This is a genomic window from Streptomyces sp. NPDC002181 (assembly GCF_042890485.1).
In the GTDB taxonomy this organism is placed as follows: domain Bacteria; phylum Actinomycetota; class Actinomycetes; order Streptomycetales; family Streptomycetaceae; genus Streptomyces.
The window spans coordinates 156482-173043 of sequence record NZ_JBIASC010000014.1; the positions used below are offsets into that span (position 1 = coordinate 156482).

Genomic DNA, 16562 nt, shown 5'->3' on the forward strand with positions numbered 1-16562 from the left:
GGCACCGTCGGCGCCGGTCGCACCCGTCGCTCCTGTGGGGCCGGTGGCTCCCGTGGCTCCGTCGGCGCCGGTCGCACCCGTCGGGCCGGTCGCGCCCGTGGCACCGGCAGCGCCAGTCGCACCCGTCGGGCCGTCAGCCCCGGTCGCACCTGTCGGGCCAGTCGCCCCCGTCGGGCCGTCAGCCCCGGTCGCACCCGTCGGGCCAGTCGCACCTGTCGGGCCGGTCGGGCCGGTCGGGCCGATCGTGGGGTCCACGTAGGCGAAGGTGAGGACGGGAGCGCCGGTGGCGTCGGCTGTAGCCACCGCGCCCGTGGTCAGGGTGGGGTGGCGGTACGAGGAGCCTGCGCCTGCTCCGCCGTCGACGTTGCCGCCCGCGCCTCCGCCCCAGTAGCCGCCCCCGCCGCCTCCCGCACCGTCCGAGACCGTGCTCGAGTCGCCCCCGCGGCCCGAGGTGCCGTTGCCTCCCCCGTCACCGCCCCGCCCACCACGCGGGTCGACGAGACCGCCGCCGCCTCCGCCTCCACCCGCGTTGAAGCCGTTGCTCCGTCCCCCGCCCCCGCCTCCGGCGGTGTCGGGGGAAGCACCACCGCCGAGGCCGGCGTTGGGGTTGGCGCCGGGTCCGCCGTTGCCGCCGGCGTGGTTGAAGCCCCCGCCCGGCTGCCCGACGCCACCGGGGAACGAGCTCCCGCCCCCGGCGCCGCTGCCGTTTCCACCGCCGCTGAAGCTGTAGCCACCGCCTCCGCCACCGGAAGCGACCAGGATGCGCGGGTCGCCGGGAGTCGGGTACGTGGCCGTGCACGCGGGGTCCGTGGCACGGCAGGTCTGCAGGCTGCTCGCTCCGCCTCCGCTGCCGTCGTCCAGGCCCCCGTTCCCTCCGCCGTTGAAACCGCCGGGTGCCGGCTGGGTCACCGTTCCGCTGACGCCGATGCCGCCGATCTCCACGAAGAGGTTCTGGGCCGGCGTCACCGTCACGGCAGTGGCGGACACCTTCCCGCCCTTGCCTCCGATGCCCGGGGTGCTGAACAGTCCGTTGCCGCCCGGCGCACCGGTGGCGGCGAAAGCGGTCAGCTCGCTGACGCCGTTCGGGACGGTGAACTGGAACTCGCGCAGGGTGCTGGTATTGGCCGGCTGGTAGCGGCACGTGACGGTCCTGCCGTCGAGCGTGGCGGTGATGCCGGTGGTGGCCGTACTGCCGAAGACGGTGCCGCAGTACGGGTCGGCCGCATGGGCCGCGGAGGACAGGGAGAGCGGGGTGAGGATTCCCGTCAGTACGGTGAGGGCACAGCTGAGGAGAGTTCCTCGCCGGGCCGACGTTCGAGCCGGTGCCGGACGAGTAGGGGGAACCATGACGGCTTCGTCCTCCTGTGACGTATGAGTCGGTCGACTCCGTGGTCGCGCGGAGGGGAGTCCTTCCCGCGCCGGCCCCTGCATCGGCCGCGGCCGCACTCCCGTCACCCGGGTGGCCCGGGCCTGTCATGCGCTCGGACCAGGGCTGATTCCGTCGCGCACCCGGTCGCCTTGCGCCGGTGTCGTGAGCCGGTTCTCTGAAGGGGGGGATCGCGCGCGTCCGGGACCGGAAGGAACGGGAGCACGAGCATGAAGACGATGCCGGCGGCACGGCTGTCCGTCGAAGGTGGCGGCCTGGTCGTCGAAGAAGTACCCGGACCCGCCCCCGGGCCGGGACAGGTGCTCGTGGAGGTGCGGGGCGGCCGGGGTCTGTCTGCCGGACGTGCATCTCATCCAGGGCATGCTCAAGGCGCGGCCCCTCGCGGGCGACAAGGCGACGCTGGGGCACGAGACCGCGGGGGCGGTGCAGCCTCTGCCTGATCGGGGACACCGGCACCGGCAAGTCCCACCTGCTGATCGCCCTGGGCACCGAAGCCGCGATGGCCGGCTACCGGGTCAAGTACGTTCCGGCCACCACGCTCGTCAACGAGCTCGTCGAAGCCGCTGATGAGAAACAGCTGACCAAGACCGCCGCCCGCTACGGCCGCGTCGACCTCCTCTGCACCGACGAACTCGGCTACACGGAACTCGACCGCCGCGGCGCCGAACTCTCTTCCAAGTCCTGACCGAACGCGAGGAGAAGAACGGCGTCGTCATCGCCTCCTACGAGTCCTTCTCCAAAGCGCACACGTTCCGGCGAACCTGTGCCAGGCGGCGCCGAAACCATCCAGGTTCGGCCAGGCTCAGCTGTTCTCCAGGGAACGGCTCTTGTGCCAGACCTCTCTGAGGGCTTCGAGTTCGAAGCGGGGAAAGTGCTCGCCCCACTTGCCGCGATACCCGCTCTCGCCGTACTTCCGCGCGACCTCGTCGAAACAGCGGACCATGGCGCGAGCCACAGTGCCGATGTTTTGCTGACTCGACCAGATTTCGGTTCCAGCGTTGTCGTGGTCGCTGCCGTCGGCCAGTTCCAGCACACGAATCCACACGTCAGTGCCCTCGCGGTAGAGGATCCAGCGGAAGGCGGTGGGTTCCGCCTCGAACTGCACGCGTACCTCCGCCTCACCGGTGACGAGGCGGGCCACCGCCGTCAGTAGGTCCTCGGGGGCTGTGGAGATGTATGAGGCTGTGACCTCGGCTTCCGCCTGATGATCGGCGATGGTGCAGTCGGCCCATCCCCGCCCGCTGAGAGTCCAGAGGAGCTGCATGTCACCCACGATGACCGGTCTCCTGGCCGAGGAAGTGCCGGACATCGGCTGCGAGTGTGGACATCTGCTCGCCGGCTTCCAGCCAGGTGGTGACGGATGCCTCCCACCTACCAACGGATATTCTCCAAGGACGTAGTGTCCAGGTCAGCCCAACATGGCCGCCCGAGCGGAAGACCGCTCTGACAGTGAGATCGCGGTCATTGGTCTGCCAGACACGCTCTCCATCCCAGCCGCGGAAGTCCTCGGAGAGCTTCTCCAGGAATGGGGCCAGGTCGGCGCCCCAGTTCCAGGCTGCCACGCCGTCCAGGCGAGCGTTCAGGCCGGCCGCGCATGCCTCGATGGCGTAGTGGACGCAGTCTTCGTCTTCATCGAAAAGGTCGCAGAGCTTCACCGAGACGGACCGGTCGTCCTGGCAGCGGACGGTCAGTTCGGCTGGTTCTTCGCGGGCGGTGTCTCGGGAGCTCATCCAGAAACACTAGGTCAAGGAGGTGCTCGTCGTTCACACGGTGAGTTCTCGTTCCACTCCAGCCGGCATGTCGCGTCACTCGGGGAAAGTGAAGCCCAGTTCGCGCAGGCGGGGCAGGCAGGCCTTGAGGCACTGCTCCACCGACGCAGCATCGGTACGCACGAGGATGTCGTCACGCAACGGGGCGCCACTGGCCACGAACGTCCAGGGCTTCCGCCTCTCTGCCATCCGCTCAGCATCTGCCTTGAACAGCACGGTTATGCCCTGTTCGGCCAGCGCCTCCATGATCGCGACAATGTCCACCGGTGACCCCTTCAGAAGTGGCTCGAACACACCACGCTGAACATATCCGTCCGAGGACGGACCACGAACACCGGCCTCGCCGCCCAGAGCGGCCAACGAGAGCCGTCCAAGCCGGAACAGGCGACACCTCAACTTGCTTGCGGGCCTGCCATCTCACCCGGATCAGCGGGGCAGGATGCGCAGTACTGCCTCGCGTTCGCCGCTGAGCCGCAGGCCTTGCTGTAGTGCGACGCTCAGATCGACGTCGCCGAGCAGGGTCGCGGCCAGCAGGTGCGGCGGTCCGGTCAGTGACGCGGTGGGGTGGTCGACCCGGCCGGCGTGTGTGTGCACCGAGCCGTCCTTGACTTCGATGACCAGGTCCTCGCTGCCGTCGGCGTGCAGTTGCAGGGCGATTGCCGGCTGGTCGGGGCGGTGGTCGGTCAGTGCCCGGGCGGGCATGTCCAGCCAGTGGGTGCGGAAGGTGTCACTGCCGCCCGGCTCACGCAACAGCGGCACGCCCCACCGGCTCAGCTCCCGCAGCACCGGCTCCAGCTCGCGGCCGCGCTCGGTGAGGGAGAACAGGGTGCTGGCCACCGGCGGCGGGGCGGCCTCGCGGCGGATCAGGCCGGCTTCCTCGAGTTCGCGGAGCCGGTCGACCAGCAGGTTGCTGGCGATCCCCGGCAGCCCGTTGCGCAGGTCGGTGTGCCGGCACGGACCCAGGGCGAACAGTTCACGGACGATCAGCAGGGTCCATCGGTCGCCGATGGTGTCCAGTGCTTTCGCGATGCCGCAGTACTGCCCGTAGGTGCGCATGCCACCACCCTACATCGTGGTGTTGAGATTCAAAACGCTCTTGTTGACTTTCTCAACAACATCGGTCTAGCGTCGCTGCCCATGACCCCCACCCTTTCCGTACGTCGGCTGGCCTGGGCCGGCGTCGAGATCCGTCTCGGCGACACCCGCCTGCTGATCGACCCGCTCGAGAACGTCGCTCCGCTGGCGCCGGTGATGGGGCCGCCGCACCGGCCGGTCGACCCGGTCGATACCCCGCCCGGCACCCACGCCCTCATCACCCACCTGCACCCCGACCACTACGACCACGACCTGATCGCCCGGATCGCGGCCACCGGCACGATCGGCTGCCACACCCCGAGCGCGGCGGCGCTGCACGAGGCGGGCATCACCCCAGTTGCCCAGGACCTGGGCCGGTCACGCCGCATCGGAGAGCTGACCGTCACCCCGGTGACCTCGCTGGACTGGCGCGGCAACGACTGTGACCAGGTCGCCTGGGTCGTCGAAGGCGCCGGCCGACGGGTCATCCACTGCGGCGACACCCAGTGGCACGGCAGCTGGTGGCAGATCGCCCGCGACCACGGCCCGTTCGACGTCGCGTTCGTCCCGGTCAACGGCGTCATCGCCCACTTCGAGGGCTACGCGGCCAACGTCCCGGCGACCATGACCCCCGAGCAGGGCGTCGAGGCCGCCGTCGCACTCGGCGCCGGCACCGTCTGCGCCATGCACTACGGCCTGTTCCACAACCCGCCGTTCTACACCGAACAACCCGACATCGAGCAGCGCTTCCAGCACGCCGCCGACGAGCGCGGGATCACCGCGGCCATCATCGCCGACGGCCAGCCCGTCCTGTGACCATCAGAAACAAGGAGCAACACATGAAGATCGTCCTGTTCGGTGCCAGCGGCAACATCGGCCGGCCCACCACCGAGGAACTACTGCGTCGCGGCCACACCGTCACCGCGGTCACCCGAGCCGGCCACGTCGACGGACTCAAGCACCAGGCCCTGACCGTGACCACCGGTGACGTCACCGACGCCGCCGCGGTCGCCGGCCTCGCCGCCTCCCACGACGCCGTACTGTCGGCCGTCGGCCCCCGGATCGGCCAGGAGAACGACCGCGCCACGATCGTCGGTGCCGCCCGTGCGCTGATCGACGGACTCCGCCGAACCGGCGTCACCCGCCTGGTCACCATCGGCGGTGCCGGTAGCCTGCGCACGCCGACCGGCGCCAGGGTCATGGACGACCCGGACTTCCCAGCGCAGTGGAAGGCCAATGCCGAGGCCCAGTCCGAAGCGCTCGACCTCTACCGTGGCGTGCAGGACCTCGACTGGACGTACGTGTCGCCCGCCGCGGTCATCGGAGCGGGCGAGCGGACCGGGGCCTACCGCAGCGCCGGGGACACCCTGCTCACCGACGACGACGGCAACAGCCGCATCTCGTACGCCGACTACGCGATCGCCCTGGCCGACACGATCGAGAGCGGCACCGCGATCCGCCGCCGCATCACCGTGGCGTACTGAGCCATGAACAACGACGCCGCCGGCCGGCAAACCCGATTCATCGTCCTGCTCGCAGCGCTCGTGGCCCTGGGACCACTGTCCATCGACGGCTACCTGCCCGGACTGCCGGACCTCGCCGGCGACCTGCGCGCCAGCGCCGCGGCCACCCAGCTGACCATCACCGCCTGCCTGGCCGGGCTGGCCATCGGGCAGCTGATCGCCGGGCCGCTGAGCGACACCTACGGCCGGCGGCGTCCGTTGCTGGCGGGCCTCGCCCTCTACACGATCGCCAGCGCGCTCTGCGCGGTGGCGCCCGACGTCCGGACCCTCGTCGGCCTACGCCTGGTCCAGGGCATAGGCGGGGCGTTCGGCATCGTCATCGCCAACGCCATGGTCCGCGACCGCACCTCCGGAACCCGCACCGCACGTCTCTTCTCCACACTGACCTTGATCACCGGCCTGGCGCCGGTGTTCGCGCCGGTCCTCGGTGGCCAGCTACTGCGCGTCACGGCCTGGCCGGGGATCTTCGTGAGCCTGGCCGTACTCGGCGCCGTGATGCTGGCGGCCTCCGCCGCAGGACTGCCGGAGACCCGGTCCTCCGCGTCACGCCAGCCGCTGCCGGCTGTCGTCGGGCAGCTGCTCAGCGACCGGGTCTTCACCGGGTATGTCCTGGCCAACGGCCTGGTCTTCGCGGCGATGTTCGCCTACATCTCCGGCTCGCCGTTCGTCCTGCAGGAAATCCACGGCCTGTCACCGCAGCAGTACAGCGCCGTGTTCGCCGTCAACGCCGCCGGACTCATCGCGGCCGCCCAGATCAGCGGCCGGCTGGTGGCCCGGGCCGGCGCCCGCGTGCTGCTGCTCGCCGGTCTGCTGGGCGCGACAGCCGGTGGCACCACGGTCCTGGGCGCGGTGCTGACACGGGCACCCCTGCCCGTGCTCCTGATCGGCCTGTTCGTCCTGGTCTCCAGCGTGGGCCTGGTCATGCCGAACGCCGCGGCCCAGGCCCTGGCCGACCACGGCGGACACGCCGGGTCGGCAGCCGCTCTGCTCGGCTTCAGCCAGTTCATGTTCGGCGGGGCACTTGCTCCGCTGGCCGGCGCGGGTGGCGCCACCGACGCCTTGCCGATGGGAATCATCGTCGCCGTGCTGCCGGCGCTCGCTCTGGTCACACTCGGCGTCCTCACCCGGTCGATGCCCGGTGAGCGCACTCGCAGGCCGGCTCGCCAAGGAGGCGCCGGGCACCGGCGACCGCGCCAGCACATCGACCGCAGACGAACCGGCATCCAGTGAATCGGGCCAGCGTCTGGCGAACAGGGTGTTTCCGCGATCAGCGTGACGGACGTACGACGACGGTCGGGTGCAGCGACGCGTGGAACGCGAATGTTCGGCGTCCCGCCGCAACGAGGCAGGACCTCCGGGATCCGCCAGTTCGTCCTCCAAGCCCCGGCACCCGTCATCGCGAAGGCACTAACCCGAACGACGGCGAAGCGGTCGCTCGCGAGGCGACCTCGCTGCTGGCCTCCCGGCCGGTCGAGGAGATCGTCGCAGCTGAGCAGGTTCTGCGGGACCTGATGGGCGACTCCTACACCAACCCTCTCTGGGCCGCTGCTTACATCGCGCCAACGGTGGGTGCTCTGACGACGGCATCGACTACTTCCGAGGCTGTCTGATCATTCAGGGTTCCGCAGCCGACGGCGTCGACCTGGAGGGTGAGGACATGCTGGGCATCGCCTGGAACGCACACATCTCGGCGACCGGTGATCAGCTCCCAGCGATCCCACCCACCATCCGATACCAGGAGCTGGACCCCACCTGGAACTTCGATGTCGATGCCCACGACGAAACGACCCGCCGACTGCCCCGCTTGGCAGCTCTCTATCTGGAGTAAGCGGAAGCTCGCAGTCACAAGACGAGGTCCAACAGCAGAGAACCAGACTCCCGGATCACTGTCGGTCATCTCATCGGGCCATGCACACACCTCGGCTGACGAATTCGCGACACCTCAACATGCGCGCCCACCAGCCTCAGACCCGGTGAGGCCGGTGGGTTCAGGGAAACCGAAGTCTGTTCAGCGGGAACTCGCGGGTCGGCCCGTGTGCATCAGCTGCGCGAATCCGTGGGTTCGGCGGGAACCGCGGGGTGGGCTGCGAGGCGGCAGGCTTCGGCGGTGACCTCGGCATCGACCTGGTCCACGGTGTTCGCGGCCTGCTCCGCCACCGCATCCTCCTCGGATAACACCACCCACCGTTACCACCGAATGTGAGGCAGAGCCGTTGACCGTACAGACCCCCGTGGCGCAGGGCCGGGCCGGATCCTGGGCAGCCTCCAGTACCCGCTCGTGCAGGGCGACGACCGGACGGCGGCGGCGCGGCTCCGCCGGCTCGCCCCCACCCATGCCCGGCTGGCCTCCGCACTCGGCGAAGCGCTGTGAAGCGAGTACGGGCTCACGGCGACCCGGCGCCGCGGGGACGGGCTGCGCCCGGCGCGCCGGTCGGTACGGGTGGCCCCGAAGCGCGGAAGGCTGGCCGCATGAGGAAACTGATCTACGGGATGAACGTGACCCTGGACGGCTACATCGCCGCACCCGGCGACGACATCGCCTGGGGAGTGCCGAGCGACGAGCTGTTCCGGTTCTGGTCCGACCAGTTGGAGGCGACCGACCTGTCGCTGTACGGACGCAAGCTGTGGGAGACGATGAGCTCGCACTGGCCGACCGCCGACCGGCAGCCCGGCACCAACGATGCGGAGGCCGAGTTCGCGCGCCGCTGGCGGAACATGTCGAAGGTGGTGTTCTCCTCGACACTCGACGAGGTCGACTGGAACACCCGCCTGGTCACCGGCGACGCGGTCGCCGAGATCACCCGGCTCAAGGCCGAGGACGGCGGCCCGATGGACATCGGCGGCGCGACGCTCGCCGGTGCGGCCATGCGGGCCGGCCTGATCGACGAGTACGTACTGGCCACCGCCCCGGTCCTGGTCGGCTCCGGCACGCCGTTCTTCGCCGCGCTGGACCGGTGGGTGGACCTGCGCTTGATCGAGACGCGGACGCTGCCCTGCGGCGTCGTCCTGTCGAGGTACGAGACCAGGCGCTGAGCTTCCGTGCCCCCGCATTCCCAGCGCGGCGGCGCACCGGCCCCGCAGAAGGCTGGGGGCCGTCCCCGTCCGCAGGCGCGGTGCGCCCGCTGACGGAGACGGCCTCGTCGCGCCCGTCGCGACGGTGTCCGTCAGGCGAGCGTCACGGGAGCGCAGTAGGCGTACGCCTGGACCACGGCGTTGGTGGAATCCGTGGGGTTGTACGCCTGGACCAGCCACGCGTCTCCCGCGGCCGCGCCACTGACGCTGGCTTGCTGGGACACGTTCACGGTGACCCCGGACGACGAGCGGAAGCCTCCGGAGATCGCCTTCTGCCCTGCCGGGCACTGCGCGGTGCTGCCGACCGCGGTGCCGGGAGGGATGGTCACCTCGGGCCCGAGGACCTGCCGGAGGGTGAGGGTCGGTCCCGCGGGTCCGGCGGGTCCGGCAGGCCCTGCGGGGCCCTGTGCACCGGCGGCACCCGCCGCACCGGCCGCCCCTGCGGCACCTGCCGCCCCGGCGGCTCCCGCCGCGCCCGCCGCCCCGGCGGGACCGGCAGGCCCCGCGGGTCCGGCAGGTCCGGGCGGGCCGGGCTGCCCGCCGCCGCACTCCCCGTCGGACCCGTGGGGCCCGTCGTGGCACAGCTGCGGTGGCGCCGACTGCCGGGAGGACGGTGCCGCCTGCTCCAGCGCCTGCGCCTGCGGGGCCGCCCAGCCCATGAGCGCGCCGGATGCGAGGGAACCCGCCAGCGCGCACGCTCCGAGCCAGCCAACTCTCATCGGATTTCCTCTTCTCGTAGCACGGGGACCCCCGCGGGGATCGCGGGGATCGCGAACGCCACCATTCATATCGAGCGATGATCGGCACTAAACGGCGGCGAAGCCGTTGTCGCTCGGTTGCCCTCGCGGCCCGGGCCGTCTGGAGCTCGTCACCGCCTCGACGATCCTGCCGGCCGTGATCTACGGAGCGACCCCCGTTCTGCACCTGGCCGTACGCGGCCGCCTCGACCGGCGGTCCGGCTCCTCTTCTTCCGCGGCATGGTTGTCTTCGACCGTCAGGCCCTGGACGCGCAGCCCGTCGGCGAGGAGCCCGAACTCCGCTGACCGGCCCCGCCGGCGGAAGTCGGTCAGGCCTGCCTGGGATGCTCCGAGCATGGAGATGACTGTGCAGCCGACGATCGACTGCTCCGACCCGTGCCACCGTGAAACGCGAGGCCGACGCCACGTTGCGGGGCCGGGGTGCCGAGGGGCCGAGTGCCTGGCGATCGACGGATCGCAGATCTGTGTGCTGGTGAGAGGGGCCGTTCAGCGCCATGGGGGAGTACGGCCGGCACAGGGGTGTGCGTCGTGGGGTTAGGGGAGGGTTGGGCCGGTGGTGCCGTCGAGGGTGATGAGGTTTCCGGTGAGGTTGCCGTTGTTGGCGATACCACCGGCGCCGCGCTCGCCTCTGCGTAGTCATCCCTCGCCGCCGCTGCCGCCGAGGACGGCGATGGTGTCGGTGCCGCCTCCGCCGGTGATGGTCCGGTTGTAGCCGTCTCGCGCCGTTCCCGCCCCTGTCGTTCACGGCTCCGCTGTCGCCGGCGCTGCATCGGACGAAGATGGTGTCGTTGCCGGGGTTGCCGTCGATGGTCCCGTCGTTGCCGGTCTGGCCATTGCCCGCCACGGTGCTCGACGCGGTCTCGCCCTCGACGATGATGGTGTCGTTTCCGGCCCCGGCACTGCTCGGAGAAGATCGCCTCCCCGGGTCTCGCCGCCCGGCGTGGTGCCACCAGCAGACATGCCGTTACGACCACGGCGGGTATCCCCTGTGCAAGCCATGCCGCCAGGAGCAGCCGGTCCGCTCACGGAGACGAGCGCTGCTGGATCCCTGCTGCCGAGGCCGTATGGCGCCACCAGGTCTTTGACCGCGGGTAGGCGACCATCGGCATCACCGACCGAGCAATGACCAGCACGCCATCGATACGCAACGGCGTAGGCACCGGCTTGGCCCCCGGCTCCGTCTCGGGCCTGTCCGGCCTCTGCCGGGGCGCAGGATCCGTGTCCGCTCACCGCGCCCCTTGCCCGGCAAGTGGCCGGTGACGCCCCGAACGGGGCGACTTCCCCCACCAGCCGGCCCCCACCACTCGCGCCCACGGCCGTCCGCAGGCACGCGTGGGAGCGAACCTGACGGGGGAGGGCGGCACCTGACCGGCCAGTGCATGGCACGGCAGCCGAACCAGCCCCGGACCGGTGGCCCGAGCCCGAAGGAGCGTCGGTCGCGCCCGTGGATGGGCGGCCGGCACGCACTCGGGCCCCGACCCAGGGGGAGGGTCGGGGCCTGAGAAGGGGGCGTGTCAGGACGCCCGGGTCAGTGGCGGAAAGTGTCCTTGATGTCTTCCTTTGCCTGTCGAGCGTTGCCCTTGGCCTGGTCGGCGTGGCCTTCGGCGGTCATCCGCTTGTTGCCGGCGATGCGGCCGATGGCTTCCCTGGCCTTGCCCTTGGCCTGTTCGGCGGTGGCCTTGGTCTTCTCCGTGCCCGACATCGGGACCTCCTCGTGTAGTACCGGATTGGTCGTGACCTGACGCCTGCTCCAGATCGGCGACCGCAAACCCCCTCGCCGCCGACTGGGCGAACCGACTGCGCCACGTTGCGGCGGGCCGTCGCTCATACCCGGCCGTGCGGATAAGAATCGGGTAAAAGTCGGGTGCATGAGCGTCGCGGTGGCGGGCAGTCGCCGCTGCGGAGGTTGATAACTATGGTTCCCCTGCTTCTCGTTCTTCTGCTCATCCTGATCCTCCTCGGCGCCGGTTTCGTGGTGAAGATCCTGTGGTGGATCGCGATCGCGGTTCTGGTGCTGTGGCTGATCGGGTTCGTCGCCCGTCCGAAGGGCAGCAGCGGCCGCTGGTACCGCTGGTAGCCGGGCCTGCGGCACGTCCCGGCGATAGGCCAAGGTGGGCCGCTCCCCAACCCGGGGAGCGGCCCACCGCCGTGTGCCGTCCCCTGCCGCGTCAACTCCTCGACGCCGAGGACACGGGGTAAGGGCGGTCGCCCAGGGGTATGCGCGAAAGCAGCCGGGTCGGTCGTCGTGACGCAGCAGGGACCTGCTCACCTCCAAAGATCGGCGGCCGTCCCGGTCACACCGGCTCCGACTGAAAGGGACTCAAGGGACCGGCCTGGCCGAGCACCGCCCCAGCAGCGCACCGTCCGCGTAGGACTGCTTGTCATGGAGGGGCACCCGTTGCTGGCGCTTTGACACGAGGTCAACAGCAGGCTGAGCGCTGGGCGGCGTGGCTGATGGCGATTTTTGGGAAACGGCTGTGGCGGATATTTCGTGACGGCCAGTTCTAAACATCTCGTGTAGTTCTAGATGCCCGTTCCTCAGCATGGTGTTTGTGGGGGACGAACAGTTCTGGATCTGGTGTGGCCCGACGTCGAGCAACTGGGCATCGATGCAGTACGCGTCGTTGGGGATGCTGTGTGGATCGACCTGCATGCTCGGCAGCCGATGGTGACGTGCCCCTCGTGCGGCGTGACCGCCTCACGCGTGCACAGCACGTACATGCGACGCATGGCTGACCGCCCGCTGGGCGGCGAGTGCTGCTACGGCTGCGGATCCGCCGGTTCTTCTGTGACAACGGTCTGTGCCCCGCCGGACCATGGCGGAGCAGGTCCCGGGCCTGACCACGGGCCACCGGCGCCGGACCACGTCCCTCGCCCGAATGGTGCAGGCGATCGGGCTGGCTGTCGGCGGCCGGGCCGGTGCCCGGCTTGCCGGCTACCTACCGACGCAGACGAGCCGGGACGTGATCCTGGGGGAACTCCGGCGACTGCCGGACCCGCCGTCCGGCAAGGTCACGGTCCTGGGCATCGACGAGTTCACGTTCCGCAAGGGCGCCACCTACGGGACCGTGCTGATCGACGTCGAAACCCGGCGGCCGATCGACCTGCTGCCCGACCGCACCGCGGACACCGTGGCCTCCTGGCTCACCGACCATCCCGAAATCAGGGTGATCTGCCGGGACCGGTGCAGCACCTTCAGCCAGGCCGCTGCACGCGCGGCACCCGACGCGATCCAGGTGGCAGACAGGTGGCACTTGCTGTACTCGCTCGCCCGTGCCGTCGAACGAACCGCCCACCAGCACCGAGTCTCCCTGCGTAAAGACGCCGAGATCGACGATCTGGACCAGTGCCAGGGGCCGTCGAGCCCCGCATCCCTGGCGGCGCTGATCGGGCCACCGGAGCCCAGCGACCCACCAGACGGGCAGCTCTTGGCCCGAGTCCGCCAGTGGCACACCGACATCCACCAGCTGCGCGAACGCGGCTACCGCGGCAATCGCGTCGTGGTCACCAAGTACATCGCGACCCTCCCTGCCGGCACCGCCGCCCCGGAACCACGCCAGCCGATTCCCAGTCCCCGCCGGATCACGACCTGGATCATGCGCCGGCCTGACACCCTGACCGACGGCCGGCGCGATCAGCTCAACCGCATCCTGGACGCCTGTCCTGACCTGGACGCCGCCCGCGACCTCGCCCACGAGTTCAGTGCCATCGCTCGCGAACGCCGAGGTCACGACCTCACAGGCTGGATGACCCGCGCTCTCGATCAGGGGGCATCGCCGATCCAGGGCTTCGCCTCCTTCTTCCAGAACGACTGGGCCGCCGTCGTCAACGGCCTCACGCTCCACTGGAGCTCAGGCGCCGTCGAGGGCCGGGTCACACGCATCAAACTGATCAAACGCCGGTCATACGGCCGAGCGTCCTTCTCTCTCTTGCGAACCCTCGTCCTCGCACAGCCACCATGACCTTCACAGCTTCAGACGCGTCGCCCGCGCTTGGTCTTCGCGCGCACGCGGTCGCGAAGCTCGGCCTGGTAGAAGGCGGCTTTGTCACCGCCCAGTTTGAAGTACTCACAGATGTCGGCGACCGTTTCGGCGTCTTCCGCAGTGCCCGTGAGCCCGATCTGGACGAGCCCCCAGAACCCCTCTTGAGCGTGGTGCCTGCATCTGTCGCCCAGACCCGCGCCTTCTGTTGTATCCAGTGCATAGTCGCCGGAACCCGCGGCCACGAACAACAAGGTCTGCAGCAGCACGTCTCGGGCCAGTGGCGAGAGGTCGCCCGCCAGCGCGGCCATGATCACGCCAACCGCGGGCGGCGTGCACTCGAAGATGACGGTGTCTCCCTCGACGTGATCATCAAGGGTGTACCCGATCATGTCCCGGGGCGTCTCAGCAGTGATGATCGCCTCGAACAGAAGGGGCACATGCTCCGCAGAATCGCCGCAGCCGCACTTCAACGAAGCCCAATCGACCCGTCGCAGTTCCGCGCGCACCAGCTCACCGACCACCACCGCGGACCCCCAAGAGCCATGCCGGACCCCGCCCTCCGGCGCTAGCGATCAAGCATGACCCAGCTGTCGGCCCCACCGCCATCACGTGCTTCACGAAATATCCGTCGCGGCCAAATTTCAAGAGCCGCATCATCGTCGCCGCACGGGCCGGTACGAGGTCTTCCTCCCGGCCGGTCCGCCGTCGCGGCGGCCGTCGCCGCCGATCCCCGGGGCCCCTATGGCCCGGCCACCCGCACCGTTCTGCAGCGGGTCGCGCCCTGACGAACCTCGTGGCGCTTCGATGGAACCAAAATGTCGCCGGATTGATCTATACCTGTGAGGTCCGTTCGAGACCGCGTTCGAGATCCTTCAGTCTGCTCCGGAGTCCGAGTGAAACACCGTTCCGCCACGCTCTGCGCGGCCTTCGTCCTGTCCGGCGTCGCCGCGCTGTCCGGCTGCTCCAGCGACGGAGCTCCCGTCTCCTTCGCCCCGAAGGAGTCGGCGAAGCCGGGGGAGACCAAGGCCGCCAGTGACGTACGGATGCCGACCAACCCGCGTACGTGGGACCCGCAGAGGACGCTGCCGGACGGGACGCGGGTGGTGCACGTCGACCTGAAGGGGGCGAAGTCCGGCTTCACCGGCCGGGTGTGGGCCTGGGTGCCGAAACAGTACGACCGGCCCGAGTACAAGAACAGCGCCTTCCCGGTCCTGATGGCGCTGCCGGGTGCCGTGGGCTACCCGACGAACTACTTCTTCTCCAAGGAGTTCCGCCTTCAGGAGCGGATAGGGGAGGCCGCCGACAAGGGCGAGAGCCTGCCCTTCATCGTGATCATGCCGGTCCTGAACGCCAACAAGGACACCTACTACGACGGCAGCGACATACCGGGGCAGCCCAAGATGGGCACCTGGATCTCGGACGACGTCCCGGACCTGGTGCGGGAGAACTTCCGCACCTACGCCGACCCGAAGGGCTGGGGCTTCTTCGGCTCCTCCTCCGGCGGCTACGTGGGCATGAAGATGGTGCTCCAATACCCCGAGCGGTTCAGCGTGGCGATCGCCGGCGGGCCCGATGCGGCCCCCGACTCCCCGCTGTGGAACGGCCACCCGAAGGAGAAGCAGGAGAACAGCCCGGCCTGGCTGGCCGAGCAGCTGATCAAGAAGAGCGGCGGCGCGGGCGGTCCCTCGAGCAGCCCGTCCAGCAGCGCAAAGGCCGGTGCGAAGGCCAGCCCCAAGCCCACGAACAGCCCCTCGCCCTCGGCGGCGACCGGTCCCACCACCGGCTACAAGGTGTCGATCTCCTTCCTGATGGGCACGAAGGAGCCCAAGGCGGAGGTCGCGGCGCTCGACAAGCTCCGCCAGGAGATCACCAAGGGCCCGATCGAGACCAAGGTGACCTCCTTCGAGGGCGGCCACGACGGCTACAAGTACACGGACACCCTGTTCAACGGTGACCTGAAGTGGATGAGCGACCGGATGCGCGGCCCGGTCGCCGCGAAGTGAACCGTTCCGACCTCTCTGCCGCTCGAATGTGAGCCATCGGAGAGGATGGGACACGTGCCCAAGATTCCTACTGACTTCGGCTCGTCAAGGTGTTGTTGGGTGTCGAGGGTCAGGCCCGTGCCTGCTATGAAGCCGTCGGGGGTGCCGGGCCGGTACTGAAACCGTTTGAGACGGTTGCGGACGAGGGTTTCGAGTCGGTCGAGGGCTATGACGGCGAGGTGGGCCAGGCTGCGCTTGACGTGTGCCCAGACGCCTTCGACCGGGTTCAGGTCGGGGGCGTAAGCGGGCAGCAGGAACGCTGTCAGCCACGTCCGGTCCGACACCACCCGCGCCCGCCGCAAGGCTTTGAAGCTGTCCCCACCGGCCCTCGTTCAGGCCCCGCCGAGGTGCGCCCGGGGCCGCCGGCGCCACGGAACCCCAGGACACCGCCACCGGCCCCCTGGTCACCGATATGCAGGTACTGATGCGGCGCTGCGCTCTGGCCGGCCACCGGTGACCGGCGCCCGCCGGTACGCGCTCGGGCAGGCGGTGTTCGACCGCGACCGCCAAGCCCACGGCCGCGTAGTCGCCCTCTACCTATCCCCGCTGCTGGTGCGCCTGGCGGATACGGCCGGATTCCAGTGGATCGCCCGCACAGTCGCCTGCGAGCCGGCCCCACCGCCACCGGCCGCCGCCCGCGATGCGGAAGCGGGCCGGGGCGGGGTGGGGGTCCCGGCGGGGCGGGTGCCGGTGGACGTGGTGCCGACCGAACTGCGTGTCCGGGACCAGGTGATGGCGGGCGACCGCCTGGTCGCGATCACGGATCTGCGCTACCGGCACGGCGGCAGCCGCACCATGATGATCCTGGCGGGTGGCCGCCTGGCCGGCGCCGAGCGCAGGGTGCGTGTCTACCGCCCCCGCACCGCCTGAACCGATGTCCGGCGAACTACCGAATGAGCTATCCCGTTCGAGGCATCGTTCGAGGCCATGGCAACATGTTCCGAATGACGACAA

At 69.9% G+C, this 16562-nt stretch carries 15 protein-coding genes and 4 pseudogenes; 10 read left to right on the top strand and 9 right to left on the bottom strand.

What is annotated here, in order from left to right; all coding sequences use genetic code 11:
* Positions 1–1347, bottom strand: a pseudogene (locus ACFYXV_RS28925) (hypothetical protein); the annotation flags it as partial.
* Between the two features lie 470 nt (positions 1348–1817).
* On the opposite strand from ACFYXV_RS28925, the pseudogene ACFYXV_RS28930 reads away from it, so the two are divergent.
* Positions 1818–2155: pseudogene (locus ACFYXV_RS28930) on the top strand (ATP-binding protein); the annotation flags it as partial.
* A 34-nt stretch (positions 2156–2189) separates the two neighbouring features.
* On the opposite strand, the gene ACFYXV_RS28935 reads toward ACFYXV_RS28930, so the two are convergent.
* The 4 genes from ACFYXV_RS28935 to ACFYXV_RS28950 all read right to left on the bottom strand — a co-directional run bounded on the left by ACFYXV_RS28935 (position 2190) and on the right by ACFYXV_RS28950 (position 4212).
* Positions 2190–2651 (bottom strand): hypothetical protein, encoded by a 462-nt coding sequence (locus ACFYXV_RS28935; protein WP_389384520.1) that lies wholly within the window; start codon positions 2649–2651, stop codon positions 2190–2192.
* Position 2652: 1 nt separating this feature from the next.
* A complete protein-coding gene (locus ACFYXV_RS28940) occupies positions 2653–3117 on the bottom strand; it encodes a DUF6228 family protein (protein ID WP_389384441.1) in 465 nt (154 codons plus the stop codon).
* Between the two features lie 75 nt (positions 3118–3192).
* Positions 3193–3420 (bottom strand): hypothetical protein, encoded by a 228-nt coding sequence (locus ACFYXV_RS28945; protein ID WP_389384442.1) that lies wholly within the window; start codon positions 3418–3420, stop codon positions 3193–3195.
* A 162-nt stretch (positions 3421–3582) separates the two neighbouring features.
* Positions 3583–4212: a winged helix-turn-helix transcriptional regulator gene (locus ACFYXV_RS28950; protein WP_389384443.1), complete on the bottom strand. Its 630-nt coding sequence runs from the start codon at positions 4210–4212 to the stop codon at positions 3583–3585.
* An 81-nt stretch (positions 4213–4293) separates the two neighbouring features.
* Here ACFYXV_RS28950 and ACFYXV_RS28955 point away from each other — a divergent pair, with 81 nt between their 5' ends.
* From ACFYXV_RS28955 to ACFYXV_RS28975, 5 genes and pseudogenes are all read left to right on the top strand, one after another.
* Positions 4294–5046, top strand: coding sequence for an MBL fold metallo-hydrolase (locus tag ACFYXV_RS28955; RefSeq protein ID WP_389384444.1), 753 nt, complete (start codon positions 4294–4296; stop codon positions 5044–5046).
* A 23-nt stretch (positions 5047–5069) separates the two neighbouring features.
* Positions 5070–5714 (top strand): NAD(P)-dependent oxidoreductase, encoded by a 645-nt coding sequence (locus tag ACFYXV_RS28960; protein WP_389384445.1) that lies wholly within the window; start codon positions 5070–5072, stop codon positions 5712–5714.
* A 3-nt stretch (positions 5715–5717) separates the two neighbouring features.
* On the top strand, positions 5718–6983 hold the full coding sequence (locus ACFYXV_RS28965; protein ID WP_389384446.1) for a multidrug effflux MFS transporter: 1266 nt from the start codon (positions 5718–5720) through the stop codon (positions 6981–6983).
* A gap of 182 nt (positions 6984–7165) precedes the next feature.
* Positions 7166–7581 (top strand): annotated as a pseudogene (locus tag ACFYXV_RS28970) (DUF4240 domain-containing protein); the annotation flags it as partial.
* Positions 7582–8222: 641 nt separating this feature from the next.
* A complete protein-coding gene (locus tag ACFYXV_RS28975) occupies positions 8223–8786 on the top strand; it encodes a dihydrofolate reductase family protein (protein ID WP_389384447.1) in 564 nt (187 codons plus the stop codon).
* Between the two features lie 131 nt (positions 8787–8917).
* Here ACFYXV_RS28975 and ACFYXV_RS28980 read toward each other — a convergent pair whose 3' ends face one another.
* Entirely contained in the window at positions 8918–9544 is a 627-nt protein-coding gene (locus ACFYXV_RS28980; protein ID WP_389384448.1) for a hypothetical protein, read from the bottom strand.
* A gap of 1567 nt (positions 9545–11111) precedes the next feature.
* Positions 11112–11285, bottom strand: a complete 174-nt coding sequence (locus ACFYXV_RS28985; RefSeq protein WP_389384449.1) for a CsbD family protein — start codon at positions 11283–11285, stop codon at positions 11112–11114.
* Positions 11286–11498: 213 nt separating this feature from the next.
* Between ACFYXV_RS28985 and ACFYXV_RS28990 the strand changes: the two genes are divergently transcribed.
* Positions 11499–11660 (top strand): hydrophobic protein, encoded by a 162-nt coding sequence (locus ACFYXV_RS28990; RefSeq protein ID WP_383351504.1) that lies wholly within the window; start codon positions 11499–11501, stop codon positions 11658–11660.
* Positions 11661–12399: 739 nt separating this feature from the next.
* Positions 12400–13545 (top strand): ISL3 family transposase, encoded by a 1146-nt coding sequence (locus ACFYXV_RS28995; protein ID WP_389384450.1) that lies wholly within the window; start codon positions 12400–12402, stop codon positions 13543–13545.
* Positions 13546–13556: 11 nt separating this feature from the next.
* Here the strand turns inward: ACFYXV_RS28995 and ACFYXV_RS29000 are convergent, their stop codons facing one another.
* Positions 13557–14090, bottom strand: coding sequence for a hypothetical protein (locus ACFYXV_RS29000; protein ID WP_389384451.1), 534 nt, complete (start codon positions 14088–14090; stop codon positions 13557–13559).
* Positions 14091–14459: 369 nt separating this feature from the next.
* Here ACFYXV_RS29000 and ACFYXV_RS29005 point away from each other — a divergent pair, with 369 nt between their 5' ends.
* Positions 14460–15569 (top strand): alpha/beta hydrolase, encoded by a 1110-nt coding sequence (locus tag ACFYXV_RS29005; RefSeq protein WP_385461826.1) that lies wholly within the window; start codon positions 14460–14462, stop codon positions 15567–15569.
* Between the two features lie 101 nt (positions 15570–15670).
* Here ACFYXV_RS29005 and ACFYXV_RS29010 read toward each other — a convergent pair.
* Positions 15671–15883 (bottom strand): annotated as a pseudogene (locus ACFYXV_RS29010) (transposase); the annotation flags it as partial.
* A 178-nt stretch (positions 15884–16061) separates the two neighbouring features.
* On the opposite strand from ACFYXV_RS29010, the gene ACFYXV_RS29015 reads away from it, so the two are divergent.
* Complete coding sequence (locus ACFYXV_RS29015) at positions 16062–16478, top strand: hypothetical protein (protein WP_389384452.1); 417 nt, start codon at positions 16062–16064, stop codon at positions 16476–16478.
* Positions 16479–16562 lie beyond the last annotated feature (84 nt).